This is a genomic window from Paenarthrobacter sp. TYUT067, assembly GCF_023656375.1.
Taxonomy (GTDB): Bacteria; Actinomycetota; Actinomycetes; order Actinomycetales; family Micrococcaceae; genus Arthrobacter.
On the sequence record NZ_JAMOIT010000001.1, the window covers coordinates 262,537 to 285,161 of the forward strand.

General features: G+C 63.2%; 21 protein-coding genes. 8 read left to right on the forward strand and 13 right to left on the reverse strand.

What is annotated here, in order from left to right; translation table 11 throughout:
• Positions 1-2 precede the first annotated feature (2 nt).
• The 5 genes from MOD31_RS01165 to MOD31_RS01185 form a co-directional block, all read right to left on the reverse strand.
• Positions 3-923 (reverse strand): carbohydrate ABC transporter permease, encoded by a 921-nt coding sequence (locus tag MOD31_RS01165; protein WP_142936735.1) that lies wholly within the window; start codon positions 921-923, stop codon positions 3-5.
• A gap of 35 nt (positions 924-958) precedes the next feature.
• Positions 959-2,293 carry an extracellular solute-binding protein gene (locus tag MOD31_RS01170; RefSeq protein WP_250819648.1) on the reverse strand — a complete coding sequence of 445 codons (1,335 nt, stop codon included), beginning with the start codon at positions 2,291-2,293 and terminating at the stop codon, positions 959-961.
• A 240-nt stretch (positions 2,294-2,533) separates the two neighbouring features.
• Positions 2,534-3,535: a LacI family DNA-binding transcriptional regulator gene (locus MOD31_RS01175; protein WP_166841329.1), complete on the reverse strand. Its 1,002-nt coding sequence runs from the start codon at positions 3,533-3,535 to the stop codon at positions 2,534-2,536.
• A 155-nt stretch (positions 3,536-3,690) separates the two neighbouring features.
• A complete protein-coding gene (locus MOD31_RS01180; protein ID WP_250819649.1) occupies positions 3,691-4,482 on the reverse strand; it encodes a TIM barrel protein in 792 nt (263 codons plus the stop codon).
• Positions 4,479-5,603, reverse strand: a complete 1,125-nt coding sequence (locus MOD31_RS01185) for a Gfo/Idh/MocA family oxidoreductase (protein ID WP_250819650.1) — start codon at positions 5,601-5,603, stop codon at positions 4,479-4,481. Before MOD31_RS01185 ends, MOD31_RS01180 begins: the two co-directional genes overlap by 4 nt.
• A gap of 107 nt (positions 5,604-5,710) precedes the next feature.
• Between MOD31_RS01185 and MOD31_RS01190 the strand changes: the two genes are divergently transcribed.
• Positions 5,711-6,709, forward strand: a complete 999-nt coding sequence (locus MOD31_RS01190) for a LacI family DNA-binding transcriptional regulator (RefSeq protein WP_250819651.1) — start codon at positions 5,711-5,713, stop codon at positions 6,707-6,709.
• Positions 6,710-6,757: 48 nt separating this feature from the next.
• A complete protein-coding gene (locus MOD31_RS01195; RefSeq protein WP_166841326.1) occupies positions 6,758-7,462 on the forward strand; it encodes a TetR/AcrR family transcriptional regulator in 705 nt (234 codons plus the stop codon).
• Here MOD31_RS01195 and MOD31_RS01200 read toward each other — a convergent pair whose 3' ends face one another.
• Together MOD31_RS01200 and MOD31_RS01205 are read right to left on the reverse strand one after the other, a co-directional pair.
• Positions 7,463-8,110: a LytR C-terminal domain-containing protein gene (locus MOD31_RS01200; protein WP_142936742.1), complete on the reverse strand. Its 648-nt coding sequence runs from the start codon at positions 8,108-8,110 to the stop codon at positions 7,463-7,465.
• Between the two features lie 22 nt (positions 8,111-8,132).
• Positions 8,133-8,432: a type II toxin-antitoxin system VapB family antitoxin gene (locus MOD31_RS01205; protein ID WP_024819465.1), complete on the reverse strand. Its 300-nt coding sequence runs from the start codon at positions 8,430-8,432 to the stop codon at positions 8,133-8,135.
• 145 nt (positions 8,433-8,577) lie between these two features.
• Here MOD31_RS01205 and MOD31_RS01210 point away from each other — a divergent pair, with 145 nt between their 5' ends.
• The gene (locus tag MOD31_RS01210; RefSeq protein ID WP_166841325.1) at positions 8,578-9,498 is read left to right on the forward strand and encodes a hypothetical protein; all 921 of its coding nucleotides are present in this window, start codon (positions 8,578-8,580) and stop codon (positions 9,496-9,498) included.
• 241 nt (positions 9,499-9,739) lie between these two features.
• The gene (locus MOD31_RS01215; RefSeq protein WP_142937104.1) at positions 9,740-11,155 is read left to right on the forward strand and encodes a stealth family protein; all 1,416 of its coding nucleotides are present in this window, start codon (positions 9,740-9,742) and stop codon (positions 11,153-11,155) included.
• Here the strand turns inward: MOD31_RS01215 and MOD31_RS01220 are convergent.
• From MOD31_RS01220 to MOD31_RS01235, 4 genes are all read right to left on the reverse strand, one after another.
• The gene (locus tag MOD31_RS01220; protein ID WP_166841324.1) at positions 11,133-12,113 is read right to left on the reverse strand and encodes a phosphodiesterase; all 981 of its coding nucleotides are present in this window, start codon (positions 12,111-12,113) and stop codon (positions 11,133-11,135) included. The genes MOD31_RS01215 and MOD31_RS01220 overlap by 23 nt on opposite strands.
• A 143-nt stretch (positions 12,114-12,256) precedes the next feature.
• Positions 12,257-12,739: a glutathione peroxidase gene (locus MOD31_RS01225; protein WP_166841323.1), complete on the reverse strand. Its 483-nt coding sequence runs from the start codon at positions 12,737-12,739 to the stop codon at positions 12,257-12,259.
• 77 nt (positions 12,740-12,816) lie between these two features.
• Positions 12,817-14,334 carry a M23 family metallopeptidase gene (locus tag MOD31_RS01230; protein ID WP_250819652.1) on the reverse strand — a complete coding sequence of 506 codons (1,518 nt, stop codon included), beginning with the start codon at positions 14,332-14,334 and terminating at the stop codon, positions 12,817-12,819.
• Between the two features lie 155 nt (positions 14,335-14,489).
• On the reverse strand, positions 14,490-14,885 hold the full coding sequence (locus tag MOD31_RS01235) for a MarR family winged helix-turn-helix transcriptional regulator (protein WP_250819653.1): 396 nt from the start codon (positions 14,883-14,885) through the stop codon (positions 14,490-14,492).
• Here MOD31_RS01235 and MOD31_RS01240 point away from each other — a divergent pair.
• The 3 genes from MOD31_RS01240 to MOD31_RS01250 are packed head-to-tail and all read left to right on the forward strand — an operon-like array spanning position 14,884 to position 17,001.
• A complete protein-coding gene (locus MOD31_RS01240) occupies positions 14,884-15,840 on the forward strand; it encodes an MFS transporter (RefSeq protein WP_250819654.1) in 957 nt (318 codons plus the stop codon). The genes MOD31_RS01235 and MOD31_RS01240 overlap by 2 nt on opposite strands.
• 17 nt (positions 15,841-15,857) lie before the next feature.
• A complete protein-coding gene (locus MOD31_RS01245) occupies positions 15,858-16,043 on the forward strand; it encodes a hypothetical protein (protein WP_250819655.1) in 186 nt (61 codons plus the stop codon).
• 34 nt (positions 16,044-16,077) lie between these two features.
• A complete protein-coding gene (locus MOD31_RS01250) occupies positions 16,078-17,001 on the forward strand; it encodes an oxygenase MpaB family protein (protein WP_142936748.1) in 924 nt (307 codons plus the stop codon).
• 69 nt (positions 17,002-17,070) lie between these two features.
• On the opposite strand, the gene MOD31_RS01255 is transcribed toward MOD31_RS01250, so the two are convergent.
• A complete protein-coding gene (locus MOD31_RS01255; RefSeq protein ID WP_250819656.1) occupies positions 17,071-20,532 on the reverse strand; it encodes a bifunctional proline dehydrogenase/L-glutamate gamma-semialdehyde dehydrogenase in 3,462 nt (1,153 codons plus the stop codon).
• Between the two features lie 123 nt (positions 20,533-20,655).
• Between MOD31_RS01255 and MOD31_RS01260 the strand changes: the two genes are divergently transcribed.
• Positions 20,656-21,582 carry a LysR family transcriptional regulator gene (locus MOD31_RS01260; RefSeq protein ID WP_166841318.1) on the forward strand — a complete coding sequence of 309 codons (927 nt, stop codon included), beginning with the start codon at positions 20,656-20,658 and terminating at the stop codon, positions 21,580-21,582.
• On the opposite strand, the gene MOD31_RS01265 is transcribed toward MOD31_RS01260, so the two are convergent.
• Positions 21,579-22,547 carry an acyltransferase family protein gene (locus tag MOD31_RS01265; protein WP_250819657.1) on the reverse strand — a complete coding sequence of 323 codons (969 nt, stop codon included), beginning with the start codon at positions 22,545-22,547 and terminating at the stop codon, positions 21,579-21,581. The genes MOD31_RS01260 and MOD31_RS01265 overlap by 4 nt on opposite strands.
• Positions 22,548-22,625 lie beyond the last annotated feature (78 nt).

The window sequence follows — 22,625 nt, forward strand, 5'->3', positions numbered from 1 at the left end:
GGTTATGCACTCCTGCGGCGGGTGATGACGAACTGCATGACCGAGATGACCACGATCAGTCCGAAGAAGATGTAGGAGATGGCTGCCGAGTAACCCAGCCGGTAACCGGTGAACCCGGTTTCAAAGATGTACTGGACCACTGGCCGGGTGGATCCACCGGGGCCACCCGCGGTCATCTGGTACACCTGATCGAAAATCTTCAGTGACGCCAGGATCTGCAACAGCACAATCATCACCGTGGTGGGAGTGAGCTGCGGCAGGGTGATGGAGAAGAATTGACGCCACGCGCCCGCACCGTCCAGCGATGCTGCCTCATAGTGTTGGGCCGGAATATTCTGCATCGCGGCCAGGTACAGCAGGAAGTTGAAGCCCACGGTCCACCAGAGAGTGGCGATGACGATCGCCCACATAGCTACGTTGGGATCATTGAGCCAAGCAACCCTGGGGAGGCCGATGCCCGTGAGGAACTCGTTGATCAGGCCTAGTTGAGGGTTGTACATCCAGGTGAAGAACAGGCTCACCACGGTTGATGCCAAGAGATAGGGCGCAAAGTAGGACAGGCGCCACAGCCACTGCGCGGGTAGCCCGATATTGAGCAACGCGGCCATGACCAGCGCGACGAGGACCAATGGGACGGTGCTGATCACCGTGAAGTAGAGGGTGTTGCCCAAGGAACGCCACATATCGGCGTCGGCCAGAGCTTCGGCGTAGTTCGCGAAGCCGATGAGGCTGTCGTTCGCTCCAGTGAGGGACTTGCCCGTGAGGCTCATGTAGAAGCCGTAGAGAATGGGCCAGACCAGGAAAGCAAGAAAGAAAACAAGGAACGGAGCGGCGAATCCCCAGCCGCTCAGGTTGCTTCGGGTGCGGCTGCCGGGTTTGCGTAGATTCTCCGGCCTGGGCCGGGACAGCGTAGAGGTACTCATTCAAGAACTCCTTTGGTCGCTCGGTACGGGGCCGGTTAAACCGGGTTGGGGCGGGAGAGGAGGGTGTTGGTGCGTTGTTCGAAGGCATCCCATCCTGCAGCTGCCTTGTCCCTTCCAAGAAGGACGTTCTGGACGTTCTCCGCGAAGTAGGTTTGCCAGTCCGAGCCCGAACCGCTGAACCAGGATTCGGGATCGTAGGCGATGATGTCCGCCGCGTTGGCGTAGTGAATCTGGGGCGTGAGCTCGCGGTAGGCCTGTGACTGGACCACGGGCTGATAGCCGGGGATGTGTCCGGCTTCAGCCCAGGACAGCGATCCTTTGAGCACATCGGTGACGAATTTGTAGACGTCCCTGCGCTTGTCCTCGTTGAGCTTCAGTTGGCGCGGGAGGACAAAGGAGTGTGAGTCCGCGTAGGACGCGGGTGTTCCGTAGAGGGTGGGTATGGTGGCCGCATCGACGGGGATGCCGGCTTTTTTCATGGTGGGCAGCTCCCACACACCGCTGAACAGCATGCCCGATCCTCCGCGGGCAAACTCCGCGATGCCCGTGCTGATATCCCCGGCCTGGGCTGCGATGGTGTCGTCAAAGAGGGACGCCATGAATTCCAGCGACTCAATAGCCGCTTCCCGGTCCACCTTCATGGGCTGACCCGGTGTCAGTTCCATGTCAACGCCGTGCTGCTTGTAGAGGGTGTAGAACAGCCTCCACATCTGCGAACCACTGCCAAGGTAGCCGAAGGACAGGCCATGGGCCTTGGTAACCTTCTGCATTTCCAAGGCCATGGCTTTGAACTCGTCCGGCGAGCTGACCTCCTGAAGCTGACCGTTGGCAGCCAGTACGCCCGCTTTTCCTGCTATATCCGTGTTGTAGAACATCACGAACGGGTGGGAGTCCAGTGCGATGGAGAAGACCTTGCCGTTGTGCTGGCTCTTTTCCCAGATCCTGGGGGCGAAATCGGAGGCCGTCACGCCATTCTCTGCAAGCAGGTCCAGGTCCCACGGCTCAATGAGTCCACCTGGCGCATACCCGGGAACCCGGCTGGCGTGCATGATGGCCACCTCCGGTGGGCGACCTCCCGCCGATGCCATGGCCAGTTTGGTGTAGTACGGCGGACCCCAGGCAAGCACGGTGGGGTGCACCTTGAATCCTGGATTGGCCTGGTTGGCGGCGTTGATCATGGCCTGCATCTTGATGCCGTCACCGCCGGAAAGGAGGTGCCAAAACCCGATGTCCTGAACCGCCGCGGCCTGTGCTGCACCTCCGCAGCCCGTGAGGCCTGCCGCCAGGAGGCCGCCGCCAAGGAGGGCTGACCCTGTCATTAATTGTCTCCGGGACAACTGTTTCCCGGTCAAAGATTCAAACTGCTTCACCCGTCACTCCTTTGGATGGGTCCGCTGAAAGGTCACTGCTGTGGTGCGTTTACTGGAGTGCGTTGCTGCACTGCTACTGCATGGAATTCCGGCTCCGGCGCGTCCCCGCTCTGAAGTTAAGGTTGGCCCAAGGGTGACGCAGGTCTCACATTACATCGATGTAATAGGCAGGGCAAGAGAAAATTGTTAGCGCGCACAATTTGATGGATGACTCTCGACTCATCCTTGCGGAGCGTCCCCCTAGGAGCGGGTGCTGTCCCGTTCGACGATGGTGTATTCAACGCTGACCACGCGCTGCGCGGAGCCCCTGTCCGCCATGCGCTCTGTCAGCAGACGTAGTGCCTCGCTGGCGATGGTGCGCTTGTCGAAAGAGACCGTGGTCAGCGAAGGAACGGCGTAGCGGCCATCGGCTATGTCATCAAAGCCCGCTACCGCAATGTCCTCCGGAACCCGCAAGCCCCTCTTCCAGAGCACGTTCAGCGCACCAATTGCCATGGAATCCGTGAAGCAGAACAATGCTTCGGGAACGGGATTCGCTTCCAGATAAGCACCCAGGGCTTTCGCGGCGGTTTCCGGCGTCCACTTTTCGCACGGGATCATCAGCGATTCATCGCGCGGAATCCCGAGGCTGTCCAGAGCCGCTTCATACCCCTGGGTACGCTGAAGGGCCGCCGCGGATCCGCGCCCCTGGGTGGTGCCCAGCACGGCGATACGCCGCCGTCCGGAGCTGGCGAGCGCCAGGGTCATGTCCCGCGCGGCTGCGAAGCTGTCCACAAACACCCGGTCAGCCAACTGCTGGGACACCTCACCGAGCAGGACTACAGGAGGCAGTGCAATGCCAACTTTCACGGCACTCTCATCCAGGACCACGGGATTGAGGATCAGGCCGTCGATGAGGTTGGCCCGCGCACGTGTCATCAACTCCTGCTCACGCTGTGGATCCGAGCCCGTTTCCTCGATCTGCACGCTAAAGCCTTGCTCGTGGGCAATCTCCACAATGCTTTGGGCAATCTCTGCGGAAAACGGAGTGGCCAGGTCCGGCAACGCCAGCCCAATAACCCCTGACCGCCCGTTCCGCAGTCCGCGTGCCGAAAGGTTGGGGACGTAATCCAGCTCAGCCATGGCCTGCTCAACCCTGAGCCGTGTGGGGCCGCTGACAGGCACGATCCCATTCATCACATTCGAAACCGTTTTGGGCGAGACCCCCGCACGGCGCGCTACGTCCTTGACCGTTGCGCGCAAGACGCCCCCTAACTGCTGTTGGCCGGCGCTGCTGTTGACCGGTTTTCCTTGATGCTACGCGAGTTTTGGCCCGCGGACGCAGAGGACTGGCGCCCGCGGGCGTCAACGCAAAAGCTCACGCCGTCATCTCGGACGGATGCGTCGGCCGCACCCAGCTAGCTATCAAAGGCCGCACGGAAGGCCGCCAGCGCGGTGTCCCCTGCTTCCAGGCCGGATCCTCCCGCGGCATTCGCCTCCAAACCCACCACGCCCTCGTATCCGGCCTTCTTCAGGGCTGATGCCACACCGGTGTAGTTGATTTCCCCGGTGCCGGGTTCACAGCGGCCGGGGACGTCGGCTACCTGTATTTCTCCTACCCAAGGCAATGCGGCCCGGACGAGTTCAATGAGGTTCCCCTCACCAATTTGGGCGTGATAGAGATCCAGCATCATCCTGACGTTGGGGTGGTTCACCGCCGCCACCAGCGCCAAGGTGTCTTTGGCGCGTGCCAAAGGGATTCCGGGGTGGTCCAGGACGGTGTTCAGGTTTTCCAAGGCGAAGACCACACCGTGCTTCTCGCCCAAGGCCGCCAGACGTTCGAGCGTGCTCCGGCCCGTCAGCCACATCTCGCCGGTAGACCGGTGAACGGGGCGGACAGCCCTGCCGCCTTCTCCGAGTTCTGCAGGGTGGACCACCATGCGCTCGATACCAAGTTCAAGCGCGACAGGAATCAGTTTCTCCGCCGATGCCAGCACTTCATCTGCGCTACCGGGGTCAGTGAGGCTACCGCCGAAGTAGCCGCTCATCGAAGAGAACCGGGCGCCCGTTGCTGCCAGGGCCGGGATGTCCCCTCCCCGGGTGTCCCACAACTCCACCTCGAAGCCTTGCTCATGAATTCTCTTCACACGCTCTATCAACGGCAGTTCGCCGTAGAGCATCTCAGCGCAGGCAGCCAGGCGGAAGCTCATGCTTTATCCCCCACCCTTTGCAGCGCGGGTTCCGCTGGGCTAAGGACGGCAATATCTGCCACATCAACTGGCAACCCGGTTTGGGCTGAACGGGTGGCGGCAAGGGCCACGGCAAGGGCGTTCCGCGCATCGATTCCACCGGGAGCTTTGGGAGCAGCGGAGGCCTGGATGCCGTCGCGGTCAGCCTTCACCGACTCCACAAAGTGGGCGAGTTCGGCTGTGTACGCATCATGGAAGAGGTCAACATTCAGGCGGACGGTGTCCGCATTGATACCGGCGGCGGTGTAGCTTGTGGCCGTGGTGGCCTGGGGGCCTCCCGCCGTCACCATTCCGGCAGAGCCAAAAACTTCTCCCCGCACGTCATAGCCGTAAAGCGCGTTGAAGTTGGCCTCGGCCACGGCAATGGCCCCGTTGCTGTAGGTCACAGTGACCACGGCAGTATCCAACAGGCCACCCTCCTTTGCTTCAGGAGCCACCAGCGCGTCAGCCACAGCATGAACGCGAACAGGGACAGCGCCCGGGTTCAGCCAGTTCAGGGTGTCGAAGTCGTGGATGAGTGTTTCAAGGAAGATGGTGCCCGGCGGAATCCGCTCCGGGTTGGCGATCCCGTCCGGGCTGCCTGGATCGCGGGTCAAGGACCGAAGCAGTTGCGGGGTCCCTACGGCGCCGGCATCGATGAGTCGCCGGGCGGCAGCGAAGTCATTCGCGTAGCGGCGGTTGAAACCGAACTGGACAACCACGCCTGCGGCGTGTGCTGCTTCCAGGGCCGCATCAAGCTCTTCCACCGTTCGGCCTCCCGGCTTTTCACAGAAGGCATGCTTACCTGCCCGCGCTGCTGCCGCGATCAGCCCGGAATGAAACCGCGCCGGAGCGGAGATGAGGACAGCATCCACGTCCGGATCGTTCAGTACATCCTCGGCGTCGGTGCTGATCTTGCCCACACCCAGGCGGCCCGCCAATGCCTCGACGGCGGGAAGAGCGGGGTCGGCGATTGCTTCAAGCCGGGCAGAGGGGATGCGTTGCGCCACGGATTCAGCGTGGAAAGTCCCAATCCACCCCGCTCCAATCAGACCAATACGAACCGGCCGGTCTTCTCTGGCCGGATGCTGAAGGTAACCCATGCTTGCTCCTAAAAAATTCTTCTAGATCGTTCTAGTCGATCCATAGTGGCATGCGATTCGCACTGCGTCTAGATCGTTCTATACACTGAACGCACTTGGAGGAAAATATGTCCGAACTGCAGCGCCGCCCCACCCTGATGGACGTAGCCGAGGCCGCCGGTGTCTCACGCGCACTTGTTTCCATCGTGATGCGGGGTGCACCCGGCGCGGCGGAATCAACGCGGCAAAAAGTCTTGGAGGCGGCCCGCCAACTCGGATATCGCGCGGACTCCCGGGCCAGGCTGCTGCGAAGCAGCCGAACCAAACTCCTGGGCCTCATCTTTTCCAGTTCACAGCCTTTTCATGCCGAAATCGTGGATGCCGCCTATGCCGAGGCCTCGGCCAGAGGCTATGAAATAGCACTGAGCGCAGTGGCCAACGGCAGGCCTGAGGCCCGCGCCATCGAGACTTTGCTGGATGTAGGTGCGGAGGCGCTGATCATCATCGCTCCCACCCTCAGCGCGGAAGACCTGGCACTGCACGCCCGCCAAGTGCCGGTTGTGAGCTTGCTACGCGACGACGTAGGCGATTCTGTGGACTCGGTCAGCAGTGATGATTACGCCGGCATCTCGATAGCCGTGGACCACCTGGTGAGCCTTGGCCATCGACGGATCGTTCATGTGGACGGTGGCTCTGCCGTCTCGTCGGACAAACGTCGGGAGACGTACTGTACCGAAATGATCCGGCACGGCCTGCAACCTGTGATTATTCCAGGCGGCCCCGGCGAGGAGGACGGCATGGGTGCGGGGCAGATCCTTCAGACGGATCTGCCCACGGCTGTCATCGCCTTCAATGACAGGCAGGCGCTGGGAGTAATGGAAAGCTTCAAGGCCGCGGGGATCAGCATTCCCGCGGATGTCTCCATACTCGGTTACGACGACAGTCACTTCGCCAGGCTAAGTTACGTGCAATTGTCCTCTGTCAGCCAGGACGCTCCGCTCCTTGCTGCCGCCGCCGTTGGCCGGGCGGTAGACCGAATCGAGGGGACACAGTCACCGGGCAGCGTGGTCCGGACACCGCATCTGGTCCTCCGCCGCACCACGGCACAGGCTTCTGCACACAGTTGATGTCAACGCTTCACCGCTCTTAGTGACAGATCGCGGTAAAGTGTCTGTATGCCAAGGATCACGGCCGCCACGAATGCTGCCCAACGCGCCGCGACCCAACGTCGGATTCTCACCGCCTTTGGAGAGCTCCTCTTCACCCATGGACTCCCCGGCCTCACCATGACCGACGTTGCGCGCCACGCCGGCGTGGGACGCACGGCTGTCTACAACTACTACGCGGACATGGAGCAACTGCTCATCGCGTATGCCTTGGACGAGACCGAGCGCTTCATTGTGGACCTCCGCGATTCACTGGCCGCGCTGGAAAACCCGGTTGACCGCCTTGCCCTTTACGTCCGCGCCCAGGTGGAGGATCTCAGCCGACGCCATCTGCCCCCTGGCCCGGCCATGGCTGCAGTCCTCTCCCCCGGGTCCTTCGCCAAGCTGGCCGACCACGTGGGAGATCTCAACGTACTGTTGCAGGACATCCTCCAGGACGGAGTACGGCAGGGCTATCTGCCGGACGTCGACGTCGAGCAGTTGGCGCGGCTCATTCTCGGAACGCTCTCAGCCAGCGCCGCACGCCGCAACCGAACGCCCGACGGCGAGACTCCCGCGCCGTCGCCGGCCTCCGACGTCGAGCCTCACTCAGCTGTTGAACTTCATACGGCACAAACGGTGCGTTTCATTCAGTTGGGCGCTGGTGCCCGGTTCGACGACGCCGGGAGGCCCGTCAGGCTCGAAGCGCCAGCCCACGACGCCTTGGCGGGCTAACTACTGCCCTGCAGGAAGCGTGGGAATAATGGGCCATTTGGAGTTGTCAGCGATCCGCAGGTCCTCCCGCGGGCACTCCAGCGTGCCCGGTGTCTGGTCCACCAACTGTGGCTCCACCAAACCTTCGAAGCCTGGCGTGAGGATCACGTCCACGGACTCGTCCTCACGGTTGTCCTCGAAGTAATCCGTTCCTGCAAGGTTCCGCTGGATATTGAACGCCGCGGCCTGGCCTTTGACGCCCGAGACCACCACGCCAATGCCCGAATAGGCGGTATCGCTGTTGTCCACCGAGGCCACCTTGTAGCCCCGGGCCGTGAACTGTTCTGCCACTGTGCCGGCCAGCCCTCCGCGTGAGGTGGCATTGAAGACGTTGAGCGTCACGGTCTCGTTCGGGACGTAGTCGAACGTGGTGGTGGGACACAGGCTAATGGGAGCTTTGCTGGCGATGGCGCTGGGAACCTTGACCACGCCGTTCATGATCGCCCACGCACCCACCGCGCCGGCAGCTATGACACCCACCAACAGGACAAGGACGATTCCATGGAACAGCCTCCGCCGGAAGCGGCCTTTGTGCGCCAGCTCGTCCTCGGCAAAGGTCGCCCGAAGTTCGGGCCCTGTGACTACCCGGTGTCCATGGAGTTGCGTCACATCTTTGGGACGCCTGCCCTTGCTAGCCATCGATTACCAATACACGTGCGTGAATGGCTGTCCTTTGGTGGAGCGCGGTTCGGACCGCCCTGTGAAGTCCGTCTTCGAGGTACATGACCCCTTGATACTGGACCACGTGCGGGAACAAATCACCGAAGAACGTTGAGTCCTCAGCCAACAGCGCCTCCAGGTCCAAGGTCCGTTTGGTGGTCACCAATTCATCGAGGCGGATGGGCCGCGGGGGCAGGGCAGCCCAGTCCCGCGGCGCAGAGAATCCATGGTCAGGGTACGGGCGTCCCTCGCCCACAGCTTTGAAGATCACCCTGCAAGCCTATGGAAGATGCCGCGCTAACGGAACTTGTGACCCGCAGCACAGGCAGGTTGTGGCCAAAAGGTGACTAACCTTCGCATGGCGTCACAGAAGTCATAGCTGTGATGGGAACCTCCGGGACTGACAGAATGGGGGCATGACTCAACCGCTCCAAGGTACTCACCGGACCGCTGCCCGTGCGACGCCCGCGCTGGCGCTGCTGCTGGACGTCGATGGTCCCATCGCCAGCCCTGTGACGCGCGACGTCAAGCCGGACATCATTGCGGACATGGTGGCCCTGGCTGCCGCGGGCATACCGGTCATCTTCAACACGGGGCGCTCGGATGCGTTTATCAGCGAGCAGGTCATGGAGCCCATGATTGCGGCGGGCATGCCGGCTGACACTGTCATTCACGCAATCTGCGAGAAGGGCGCCGTCTGGTTCAGCTACACCGCAGAAGGGCCCGGTCCCATCCATGTGGACCACCAGCTCGCCGTGCCCGCAGCGTACGGGGACGATATCCGCAGGCTTGTTGCCGAGGACTACTCGGCGCACATGTTCTTCGATGAGACGAAGCGCGCCATGGTTTCGGTGGAGCAGCACGTGGACGTGGCCAGCAAGGACTACCTGGCCGAGCAGAAGCTTTTCGACGCCGATGCACTGGAGATCATGGGACGCCACGGCCTCAACGCCGCCATCCTGGACCACCACGCACCGGAGTCCGATGACACTGCGGACTACCGCCTGGACCCCACCATCATCTCCACGGACATCGAATCCGTCCGCCTGGGCAAGGACCTCGGGGCCAGCCGGGCCGTTGAACTCCTGGCGGCCCAGGGCATCACCCCGCTCTCCTGGAGGACTGTGGGTGATTCCCGTACGGACTACGCCATGGCAGACTGGCTTCACCACAACGATCACGATGTGAAGCACGTGGACGTCCGGCCGGCAGATGGCATACCCGTCAAGCCCTACACCATCCTGACGGCGGCCGACCTTGAACTGGCCGACGACGTCATCCACGACGACGCCGGCGGCGCATTCCTCCGCAGCTGGCGCGAGGCCCTTTCGATCTAAGTTCCAGCGCATCATAGTTGTAGAGTTTCAGAGCAACCCGCACCGCAAAGATCCCGGAGATACAGCCATCACACAAGCACAGGTCGATCCGATTTACCACGGCAGCCCGTCCATCGAAGAGGACACGATTGCTGAGGCAATCTCGCCTGCCGTCGTCGCGCATCTTAAGCACAGGTCCGACGTCGTTCGTCACCGCGGGCGGTACGCCCTGGTCAACGACGACCTGACCCCGCAACAGGCCATGGTGTCCGATCTCCTGGCTGTCCGGGCCGCTTTGGACGCTGCCGGTATCGACTTCATCCTGGTGCGCGGAAATGATGAGCGGCCCGTCATTGCCGTGGACTGGGAGTCCCGCAAGGACGTCCGGGAGGCACTGGTCTCGGCTTTCCGCAATGAGCCGTTCTACTCCATGACCGTGGATGCCAAAAAGAAGACCTCGGTGCTGGTTGCAGATGGCGAGCTGTCCGCAAACCGGAAAGCCCGGATCTTCCGCCTGTACCGGCCGCGCGTCGAGATCGGCGGCGGTCTCTGGTACGGCCCCGCCCTGGGCGTACAGCTTGAGCTGTGGAGGTTCGAGGGCGACCACCTGGAACTCCCTGTGGAGAACTCCCTGACCCGCCGCACCATGTTGCGTCAGGACGCGGTGCGAGGCACGGTTCAGAGGCATGGCCTGTCCTGGCCCACTATCGAAAACATGTTCGCGGACCACGCCAGCGACATCGATTTCGACATCGACATCGTTTTCTCGTGGGTGGACGGCAGCGACCCCGAGTACATCGCCAGGAGGCGCGCACAGCAAGCCGACGCCGTCCTCGGCGAGGGCGATGACCACGAAGCCCGTTTCCGGCAAATCAACGAGCTGAAGTACGCGCTGCGCTCAGTGCATATGTTCGCTCCGTGGATCCGGCGGATCTTCATCGCAACGGACTCCCCCGCACCGGAATGGCTGGCCGACCACCCTTCGGTGACCATCGTCCGGAGCGAGGAATTCTTTGCCGACCCCTCAGTTCTGCCTACCCACAATTCCCAGGCCGTGGAATGCCAGCTGCACCACATCAAGGACCTCTCGGAGCACTTCCTGTACTCCAACGACGACATGTTCTTTGGCCGTCCCGTGGGTCCTGACATGTTCTTCACGCCCGGCGGCATCACCAAGTTCATCGAGGCCGACACCCGGATCGGCCTGGGTGAGAACGACGCCGAACGCAGCGGTTTTGAGAACGCAGCCCGTGTGAACCGCAAGTTGCTGTGGGAGCGCTTTGGCCGAATCACCACCCGGCACCTTGAGCACACGGCCGCGCCGCTGCGCAGGAGTGTGGTGGCACAAATGGAGAAGGAATTCCCGGCCGAGTTCGCGAAGACCGCAGGTAGCCGGTTCCGGGCCGCGGACAACATTTCCGTGACCAACTCGTTCTATCACTACTACGCCCTGCTCACGGGCCGCGCCGTCACGCAGACCAGCGCAAAGGTCAGGTATGTGGACTCCACCATGTGGGCCGGGCTGCACTATCTGCCCAAGCTCCTGGCAAAGCGCCACATGGACTTCTTCTGCCTCAACGACGGCAGCTTCCCCGAGGTTGAAGCAAACGAGCGCGCAGACCTGGTGACCGACTTCCTGGAGAAGTACTTCCCCGTTAAGGCGCCTTGGGAGAAGTAGGGCCGGAGGAAACCATCGGAAGCGAAGAGGTGTGCGTGCCCGGCGATGTGTGAGCCCCTACCCGGGACTCGTGCGGAATGCGGATACCGGCTTCGGCCAAGCGCCGCTGAACCTCGTCGGCATCCACTGGCTCACCTACAGTGACTCCTCCGGACATCGGGACCACTGAATGCACGATCGTGTGCTCGTAAACATGGATCATGTTGTACGACTGCGCTCCGTCGCGCCCGCGCTGTCCGCCGGCGCGCACCGCCAGGTCCTGGGTGTAACACGTAGCTGAGGCGACCGATACCGGGATGCCGGCGAAGCTCGCCGTCGTCGAGTAATGCAGGTGACCGCCCAGGATGGCGCGGACGTCAGTATTACGCACGACGGCGGCCAGTGCGGCTTGGCCACGCAGCTCCACCAGGACGGCGAGGTCCTGCACGCATGGGACGGGCGGGTGGTGGAGGGCCAGGATGGTGCCGTCCGGGGCCGGCGTTGCCAATTCAGCTTCCAACCACTCCAGCTGCGATTCCGACAGTTCGCCGTAGTGGTGGCCGGGGACCGTGGTGTCCAGGGTGATGATGCGGAGCCCGTTGACGAAGTAGCTGCGGTCCACGGGGTCTTGGGGCTTGCTGGCTGCAGAGGCGTCGGCGAACGCTGAACGGAAGTTTGCCCGGTTGTCATGGTTGCCCATGGCCCAAATAGCTTTGGCTCCAAGTGACGCACACAGGGGTTCAATCATTTCGCGGAGGTGCTCGTAAGCTTCCAACTCGCCTTTGTCGGCAAGGTCTCCGGTGAAAATGATGGCCTCGGGTCGGATCCTTGAGGCGATGATTTGCTCACAGATCTCCCGGAGCCTGGCCGAGCTGTCCACCGAGCCGTGGAGCGTGCCCGGACCACCCACCAGGTGAAGATCGCTCAGGTGCAAAAGCACATGACCTGGTTTGGGGTATTCGGCCTCGATGAGCTCCATAGCTTCGCCTTAGCGTTTGGTGGGAGACGGCTTCTCCCGTATCAATCCAGTAGTCCCAATCCAACCAGACAACAAGCCAACAACTGGCTAACATCCGGCGGAATGTTGGAAAATTACTTTTCTCCCTTCTGGATCAGCGGCGTCTATGCCAGCGCCTCTTCCACTGCTTTCATGAGGTATTCGGAGTCGGGCTCCACTGCGGATGGGAACCTTGCTACAAGTTCTCCCTTGCGGTTTATGACGAACTTCTCGAAGTTCCACTTGACCTTGGCCGACTGCCCATCCTCGTCCCGGGTCAGCTCCGCGAACAAGGGATGTTGCTGCTTTCCCAGGACGTTGGCTTTGCTGGTCAACGGGAAGGACACACCGAAGTTCCGTTCGCAGAATTCAGCGATCTCGTGGTCCGCGCCGGGCTCCTGCCCGCCAAACTGGTTGCAAGGCACCCCCAGGATCTCCAAGCCCTGGCCGCGGTACTTGCCGTACAACTCCTCGAGGCCTGCGTACTGGCGCGTGAAGCCACACTCTGAAGCGACGTTTACCACCAGGACCGCCTGGCCTTCGAACCGGCCGAAGTCTGCTTCGGTGCCATCGTTGAAGGTGAGGGGAATGCTGTACAGGCTGGTCATGGGATTCGCTTCCTGACGACGTCGTCTGGCGGTATTGCCGCCATCGAGCTTACGGGAGCCGGCTTGGGTGGCGAAACCTAGGGCGTGGGAAGGATGAGCGAGGACAACGGCACCAGCACACCGTCCGGCCGCTGGACCAGGTCCGGGGCGATCAGAATGTATCCGGGCGGCAGGACTACTGCCGGCAGCGACGTCGGGAGGACTGCAACAGGCGAGGGTGCAGGAGCCACCGGAGGGGCAGGAGCCACTGGAGCAACGGCCTGGGTAACTACCGGCGCGGGTGCAACAGGTACTGGCGCCACAACCACCGGCGCAGGTTCCACCACAACAGGCGCTACGGGGGCCGGTGCAGCCGGAGCGGGTGCTACCAGAGCCGGCGCCACAGGAGCCGGCGGGACTATGTTGGTTTCCGGCGCGCTGGTTGACGGCGATGGTGTTGTGGAGGCAGTCGGCGTCGGTGTCGCAGTGGTGGTCGGCGTCGGTGTCACTGTAGCCGTAGGGGTCGGCGTGGGGGTGGCGGTCGGCGTCGGAGTAGCCGTCACGGAAGGTGAGGGCGTGGGCGTCGTGGTTTGAACCGGCGTCGTGGTGGCAGGCGGGGTGGTCTGGGTACCGCCAGGGCTGCTGGGTGGGTTGGTGGCAGGCGGGGTGGTGCCCGAGGGAGCTGAGGGTGGAACCGGAAGGGGTTCGTCGTTTTCGTGCTCTCCACCGATGACGGCCCGGGTGGTGCCATCCGACACCGGAACGGCCCACTGCGGTGTTGCCGAGGTGCCGGTGCCAACACCGGGCTGGTAGTTCACCATGGCGATGGTTTGCAGCGCATCAACCTGCCGGATGGGCAACAGCGTCCAGTTGGCGGGATCAGTATGAAGGCCGTTGACGATCGTCTCAAAGTGAAGATGGCAGCCGGTGGACCATCCGGTGGTCCCAACCTCTGCAATGACCTCGCCCACCCGCACCGATTGGCCTTGAGTGACGCCGATCGCCTGGAGGTGGTTGTAGGTGGTGACCAGGCCGTTGCCGTGCTCGATTTCAACCCGGTTCCCACCGCCCCATACGTGCCACCCGACAGCCCGCACCACGCCGGCGTCGGCAGCGTACACACGCGTACCGCAGGCGGCTGCGTAATCCTGGCCCCAGTGGAATTCTCCGGCCAGGCCCGTCAAGGGGCTATAGCGGTAGCCGTAGGACGAACTCTTGTTGAGGACCTCAAGCGGCGAATAGAGGCTCCCTGCAGGGGGTCGTGACAGCCCTGCGGAGGCAACGGTCAGGCCTGTGGAGCCGTCTTTGCTGACTGTGCGGATCATGGCGCGGTCGAAGTAGACCATGGGCGTACCGGCAACCTGCTGGGGTGGTTCCATGGTGGGGTCGATGACCAGGGTTTCGGCTTCCGGCGGCACCAGGGTGCCCAGGGCTGTCGGTTCCACCACCCCCTGCGCCAGTGCTCCGCCCACGGAACTGCTGGAGACAGCGTTCAAGGGTTGGAAGCCAAACGCGAAGAAGGCGAGGACCGCGAGGCTCCCTGCGATCAGAACGCGGTGGAAACCTACGGTGCGGATCAGTTCTACTGCCCGGTCTGATTCATGATGCTTGCCCACAAAACACTCCCCAAAGCCAGCGGCACCAAACCCCAGCCTGGCGTGCAAGCACCATTGTTGCGGGTATCAGGGGAGAAATAAAGGCTTCCCGGGTCCCTTCTACCGAAAGGTTGCCTCAGTTTTGGCTCAAGAATCTTGAGCTTGGACTTCTGCGGCTAGGAGCCCAGGTTTTCCTTGAGCAGGGCGCGGTGTTCGACGGCGGCAGTGGCGTGAAGTGCGCGGCCCGCCTCGGTCAATTCCAGGAAGAGGGACCGGCGATCGTCGGCGCAGGTTTCGCGGGACACCAGGCCCGCTTTTTCCAGGCGATCCACCACCTTTGACACAGCACTCTGGGTCATGGGGGTGCGCTCCCCCAAGGCCTTCATGCGGCACGCGGACTCTTCGCTCTCGGCCACCAGGTCCAGGATTTCGAACTCGTTGAGGCCAATGTCGAACTTGGCTTCGAGCGCGCGGTCGATCGCTCCGGCGGTGCGGAAGTAGGAGTTCTGGATGCTGCGCCACTGCTCCACCAATTGGCGGTCCTGCAGTTGACGGTCACGCGGCGTTGCCATGCTGCCCTCCATCGGGCAGGAACTCAATCTCGGAACCGACTCCCTGCAGTGGATCGTCTCCGCCTACGTCCTTGGTTACGGGAGCCTCCTGCTCCTGGGCGGCCGACTCGCGGACCTGTTGGGCCGCCGTCGAATCTTCCTTATCGCTTTGACCGTCTTTGCCGCGGCGTCCTTGCTGGGCGGGCTGGTTGACGACCCCGCCATCCTGATCGCTACGCGCTTCATCAAGGGACTGGCCGCCGCATTCACCGCACCCACCGGGTTCTCCATCATCACCACCAACTTCGCCGAAGGCCGCGAGCGCAATAAAGCGCTGTCCATCTTCACCACGTTCGGCGCCAGCGGTTTCTCACTGGGCCTGGTGGTGGGCGGCCTCATGACCAGCCTGAGCTGGCGTTGGACGTTCCTGGTCTCGGTTCCCATCGCGGTGGTGGTTGTCCTCCTGGGCATGAAATTCATCCCCAAGGACAAGCCCTCAGCGGAGAACAGCGGGCACGATATCTGGGGTGCCGTTACCCTCGCACTGGGCATGCTTGGCCTGGTCTACACCTTGGTTTCAGCACCGGAGCAGGGCTGGGGATCTGTGGCAACAATCGCCGGATTCGCAGTGTCCATCGCCGTGCTGGCAGCCTTCGCGGTGATCGAAAACAAGGTCAAGCATCCGCTGATCCGCTTCAGCATCCTCAAGGAAGGCTGGGTGGCCAGGGCAAACCTCAGCGCCGTGGGGCTGTTCGGCTCCTACCTCAGCTTCCAGTTCATCGTCACCATGTACCTGCAGTCGGTGCTGGGCTGGACACCGCTGGGAATGGCGCTTGCCCTACTGCCGGCAGGTTTGCTGGTCATGGGCAGCGCGCCGTTCGCGGACCGCCTCATTGAAAAGTTCGGTGCCACACAACTGATTCTCAGGCGACTGCCGGCATTCGCGATTCCGAGCAGGGGCTGGCTGCCGGGCTGATACAAACGAGCACCCAAGTGGGCGCCGCACCGGTTTTGGCAGTCACCACAGCCCTCGTCAGCGGACACGGTCAGGCCGCCGGAACCGTCAGCGCCCAAGCCATGCTGGAACAGTACCGTCCGGGCCTGATCCTGAGTGCCGCCGTCGCCATCGCCGCGCTCTTGGTGGCGGCAGCACCGAAACGGCGACGCGTGCGCAGCTGATCTCCCCTGTACAGGCGAGCCAAAGCGAGGTCTCATGGGATCTATGAGGAATTACCTCACGGAGTATAGGCATGAGCTGCAGCGCACGTTCACGGGGACGTCGGGCACGCCTCCGGAGTGGGTACCGCGCCTTGCTGAAGGGAACGACGCCGGCTATCACCTTCCGGGATCGGCCGTCTGGGCGGTGCATGGTCATGTGGCTACCATTGTGGCCGGGATCAGGGTCCTGCTGATGCAGGCCCTGCATCCCGGCGCTCTGGCAGGGGTTTATGAGCACTCGGGATTTCAGAAGGACCCTCTTGGCCGGTTGGCAAACACTGTCCGCTGGATTTTCACGGTGACGTACGGTTCCACGGAGGCCGCCGAGGCAGCCACCGCCCGTGTGCGGAAGATCCATGAGCGCGTCCGGGGGACGTACGTGGACGGCAACGGGGTCACGCGCGGGTATGCCGCCAACGATCCCGAGCTTCTCCGCTGGGTTCACGTCACCTACGCGGATTCCTTCATCACCGCCAACCGCATCTGGGGAAGGCCCATCCCGGGCGGTCCTGATGCCTACGTTCGTGAATGGGCGGCCGCGGGGAGGCTCATGGGAGTTGTAGACCCGCCGCTCACTGAGGCTCAGGTCCGTGACGAACTCGAACAGTGGTACGCCTCCGGGATACTCAGGGCCGACGAGCGGCTCGCCCAGACGGTGTCCTTTATCCGCTATCCGCCCCTAAGCCCACTCCTCAAGCCCGGCTACACCATCCTGTTCGCGGCCGCCGTCGCAAGCCTTGAACCCAAGTATCGCGAAATGCTGGGTATTCGCCGTGCCGGTTTGGGTCCGGTTCCTTTGCCCGTCATCACCGCTGCCCGGGCCGTGCTGGGCATGGTTCGCTTTGCCTTGGGCTCCCACGGACCCAGTGAGCTGGCCGCCCGGCGAAGGTTGCAGAGGCTGGGATACGCGGAGGCTTAAAGCCGAAAGCCAACCCCTCCGCGCAAGTGAGTATCGCAGAGGGGTTGGCTTTCAACCTGTTCTCGCGTGCTAGATCAGGTGGTCCGAGAGGTGGTTCGGGGTGCCGAAACGGTGCGCGGTGATGGAAACGGCCTGCTCGCGGAGGAACGGCAGCATCTCGATCCGGCCGGCCTGGGTCACAGCGCCGTGGTAGACCGCCACGTCCGGACGGCCACCCATGGCTGCGCTCAGCGCGGCGAAGTCGCCACCGATCAGGCGGATCCGGCCGGCGTCGAACCGTGCCGCCCGGGCCAGCCAGGCGGCGTCGTCCTCGATCCGGACGCTGACGCCCAGGTTCGCGAACACGCTCACCACAGCGTCGGGAAGTACGACGGCGGAGCTCACCGTCAGCTTCGAGCCAGCCACTGCACCGGCTGCTACGACGCGGAGCAACTCAGCGAGCCGCTCGCCTTCGGAGAGGCGGACCGTGACGGGGAGGGAACGGTAGCGGAAGACGTTGCGCTCAGCCGACAGGGCGGAAACATCCTTCGCGGTGCCGAACTCGGATTCCCACGCTGCTGCGTCGCTGAAGAGTGACTGCTGGAGGGTGTGGAGTTCCTCGGCGGTCACCTCAGCAGACTTGGCTGCAGTCAGGATCTGTGCGGCAGCGCCCTGAAGCATGGTGCCGCGCTTGGCCTTGGCCTCGGCGGGGAGCCAGCTGCCCAGGCCGATCAGGTAGTTCGGTCCGCCGGCCTTGGTTCCGGCACCGACGGCCGACTTCTTCCATCCCCCGAATGGCTGGCGCTGGACGATCGCACCGGTGATGCCGCGGTTGACGTACAGGTTTCCGGCCTGGATGCTGTCCAACCAGATACCCATTTCCGCGGAGTCCAGGGAGTGCAGGCCGGCGGTGAGGCCGTACTCGATCTCGTTCTGGATGGCGATGGCTTCTTCAAGGGTCTCGGCGGTCATGACACCGAGCACCGGGCCGAAGAACTCGGTCAGGTGGAAGTAGGAGCCACGCTTGACGCCCGAGCGGATGCCCGGGGACCACAAGCGGCCGGTTTCGTCGAGGCGCTCGGGCTTGACGGCCCACGTTTCGCCGTCGCCCAGGGTGGTGAGGGCGTTGAGGAGCTTGCCGTTGGCCGGTTCGATGATCGGCCCCATCTGCGTGGTGGCGTTCTCCGGGTAGCCGACGGTCAGCGAACGGGCAGCGTCGATCAGCTGATTGTGGAAGCGGGCGCTCTTGGCCACCGAGCCCACCAGGATCACCAGCGAGGCAGCCGAGCACTTCTGGCCTGCGTGGCCGAAGGCCGAGTACACGACGTCCTTGGCGGCAAGGTCCAGGTCGGCACTCGGGGTGACGATGATGGCGTTCTTGCCGGAGGTCTCCGCGAGCAGCGGCAGGTCCTGACGGAAGGAACGGAACAGCTCAGCCGTTTCGTAGCCACCAGTGAGGATGACCCTGTCAACGCTGGGGTGCGAGACCAACTGGGTGCCGAGCTCGCGCTCTTCAAGCTGAACGAGTGCCAGCACTTCGCGCGGCACACCAGCCTCCCACAGGGCATCCACCATGACCGAACCGGAGCGGCGGGCCTGCTTTGCAGGTTTGATCACGACGGCGGAGCCCGAGGCGAGCGCTGCGAGCGTCGAACCTGCGGGGATCGCCACCGGGAAGTTCCACGGAGGGGTCACCACGGTGAGGTTGGCTGGGACGAACCTGGCGCCGTCCACCGTTTCCAGGTCTTTGGCGCGCTCGGCGTAGTAGTGAGCGAAGTCGATTGCTTCGCTGACCTCGGGGTCGCCTTGATCGATGGTCTTGCCGGTCTCGGACGCCATGACCTCCAGGAGTTCAGCGCGGCGGGCCTCGAGGACCTCGCCGGCGCGGTGCAGGATGGCTGCGCGCTCGGCGGCGGGGCGGGCGCCCCAGGCCTTGCCGTGGTCAACGGCGGTGGCGATGATCCGATCCAGCTGGGCAGCGTCGGAGACCTTGGTGGACTCCACGATCTTGTTGCCGGCGGTGGAACCGGGGATGCGCTTGAGGATGTCGCGGCCCCATGCACGGTTGGCCGGGAGCGCCGGGTCCGTGTCCGGGGTGTTGCTGAAGCCCTCCAGCGGCGCGGGCTCGGCGGGGAGACGGCGGTCCTGCTTGCGGTTGGGGCCCGGAACCTCGTCCGTCATTCCGGCCAGGGAGTCCAGGAAGCGCTGCTGCTCGCGCTTGAACAGCGCTTCATTTTCGCTGAGTTCAAAGACTGCGGACATGAAGTTTTCCTGGCTGGCGCCCTCTTCGAGGCGGCGGATCAGGTAAGCGATGGCGACGTCGAACTCACCCGGGTGGACCACGGGTGTGTAGAGCAGGAGGCTGCCAACGTCCTTGCGGACCGCGGTGGCCTGGCCCGTTGCCATGCCCAGGAGCATTTCGAATTCAATGCCCTTCGTTACGCCTCGTTCCTTGGCGAGTAGCCAGGCGAAGGCTACGTCGAACAGGTTGTGGCCGGCGACGCCGATGCGAACAGCATCGATGTGCTCGGGGGTGAGGGCGTAGTTGATGACGTTCTTGTAGCTGGTGTCCGAGTCCTGCTTGGTGCCCCAGGTAGCCAACGGCCAATCGTGCAGGGATGCTTCAACCTGCTCCATGGGAAGGTTGGCACCCTTGACCACGCGGACCTTGATGGGAGCGCCACCCTGGGCACGTCGGGCAGACGCCCACTCCTGCAGTTCCTGCATGGCACCGAGAGCATCAGGCAGGTAGGCCTGCAGGACGATGCCGGCCTCGAGGTTCTTGAATTCGGGCATGTCAAGGATTCGCTTGAACACCGCGATGGTCATGCTGAGGTCCTTGTATTCCTCCATGTCCAGGTTGATGAACTTGGGCTTGGGGAAGGAGGCAGCGAGGCGGTAGAGCGGGGTGAGCTTCTCCACGACGTGATCCACGGCTTCGTCGAAAGCCCACGGGGAGTGCGGTGCCACGGTGGAGGATTCCTTGATGGAAACGTAGTCCACATCTTCACGAGCAAGGAGCTTCAACGTGCCATCCAGGCGGCGCTGGGCTTCGTGCTCGCCCAAAACTGCTTCGCCCAGGAGGTTCACGTTGAGGTGAACACCGTCCTGGCGGATCTTGGCGATGGCCGGGCCAAGCTTGGCGTCGGTGGCGTCAACGATCAGGTGGCCCACCATTTCGCGGAGCACGCGGCGGGCGATCGGGATGACAAGCTGCGGGACGATCGGAGCCATGACGCCACCCACGCGGACAGCGCTGCGCATGTACCACGGGAGGAACTTCGGCACCTTCGGAGCCAGCTCGGCCAGCTTCCGGCCGGCGACGGACAGGTCCTCGGGGCGGATGACGCCGTCGACGAATCCGACAGTGAAGTCAAGGCCGTTCGGGTCCTTCAAGACGCCGGCGAGGCGCTGCGCGGACACGTCCACGGGGATCTTGCTGGCTTCGGTAAGCCAGTGGCGGACCAAGGCAATGGCTTCCTGAGCCAAAGCATCGAACTGCCCGGAATCATGGGTGCGCGGGGCGGTGGCATCCGGGAGGGTGCTGGTCATGGGGGCTCCTTCTGAGGCGGAGAAGTTTGTTTGTTTCCATCAGTATGGATCTACAATCACGTTAGGAAAAGCGATCTTTTCTGACGAATATTCATTACTCATCCCGAATCTTTGGAGGCTGCCGTGCTGGACGTCCGCAGGCTGCGTTTGCTGCACGAATTGAAGATCCGCGGAACCCTCGCCGAGGTAGCCGATGCGATGCAGTACAGCCCCTCTTCGGTGTCGCAGCAGCTGACGCTATTGGAGAAGGAAGCGGGGGTGGAACTGCTGCGAAAAGCGGGGCGTCGGGTGCAGTTGACTCCGCAGGCGGAGATCCTGGTGGCCCACACCGCTGCGCTGCTGGAAACCTTGGAGCGAGCCGAAACTGAGCTCGCGGCATCGCTGTCCACGGTGACCGGGACCGTGCGCCTGGCGGTGTTCCAGTCCGCGGCACTGGCGTTGCTGCCTGAGTTCCTCACCATCATGCGCCAGGAGTATCCCGAGGTACGCGTGGAGATGACACAGCGCGAACCGGAGACCGCACTCTACGAAACGTGGGCGCGGGACTTCGACCTTGTGGTGGCCGAGCAATACCCGGGCCACGCGGCCCCGCACCATAGCGGCCTGGACCGGGTTACCCTTACCAGCGACGCCATCCGGCTGGCCACTCCCCCCGTAGGACTTGGCGGCGAAACCGTAGCCACCCTCGCTGACACGGCGTCCATGCCGTGGGTCATGGAACCCCGCGGCGCAGCATCCCGGCATTGGGCAGAGCAGGCCTGCCGGTCCGCGGGATTCGAGCCGGACGTGCGCTACGAAACAGCCGACCTCCAAGCCCAAATCCGGCTCATCGAATCCGGGAACGCCGTGGCACTCATGCCGGACCTCGTGTGGACCGGCCGCAGCCGCACAGTCCAACTCCTGGACCTTCCCGGCCTGCCGGAGCGAACCGTGTTCACCTCCACCAGGACGGCCGGCCGGATCCACCCGGCAATTCTGGCCTGCCGGGAAGTGCTGGAACGGGTGGCCGCCGCTCAGCAGAAAGATACCGAGCAGCAGGCTGACGGCTAACCCACAAGCCAGCGGCGGAGCGGCGACCGGAGCACCAGTAAGGCGAGAGCAAAGGGCACCGCCAAAGCTACAACGGCGTCCAAGATCGCTCCCGACGCAGGCGTGTTGAGCAGGTAGAGGAAAAATGCGTGGGTGAGAACAACCACCAGCCCTGCGGAGGCCAGCCGGATCGTCAGGCCATTCACTGCGGGGCCAACCCCGCGGTACAGCGCTGCGAAGACAAGAATCAGCCCCAGGCTCATTGCTGATGCGTTGACCACGCTCAACGCGACCGTGCCGAAGTCGCCGTCTTTCATGTTCAGCGGCCGCACCGCACCTCCCACCGTCAGGGCAATGCCGGCAAGTATCAGACCCACGCCCACGGCGGTTCTATAGCGGACGCGTTGGACCATGGCAGGCAAAGCGCGACCGACGAGGACGAACACCAGGCACGGCACCGCCAAAGCTATTCCCAGCGGCGTCCTTGCCATCACCTCCCCCGCAATAACGCTTGCTGCCAGCCCCAGTCCAGCGATGATCCACGCAACCCACGCCGGAAAGCGTTCCAGCCAGCGGCACAGCACAGCCGTGAAAAAGAGGACCGGTACAAACCAGAATGCGGAGTATGGTCGCACCGCGAAAGCTCCGCCGTAGACTGCATTTCGGAGTGCTTCGACGGGTAGGGATCCGCCGCGCAGGTACTCCACGGAAGCGAACGCGACACTGATGACGGCCAGCCAAGCAACGTACGGGACCAGGAGCGTCTTGGAGCGGCGGGTGATCTCATCGCGCACCGTCCGGCCCGGTTTCCATAGATAGCCCGTCAGGATGAAAAATACGGGGACATGCCACGCGAACAGGGCGTCAGTGAACGGCCCGGACGTCCAGACATGCCCAACCACTACGGCAGCGATTCCGATAAGCCTGATGGCGTCCAGGTCCGCCGCCCGAGCCCGACTCGGCAGGGCCGCACTAAGGTCCGACACCGGATCCCCTCTGGTTGCGAACAAGTCCACGCAATCCTAGGAGGGCATAGAGGTCCGGCAAAGCGCGTCATAGGACAA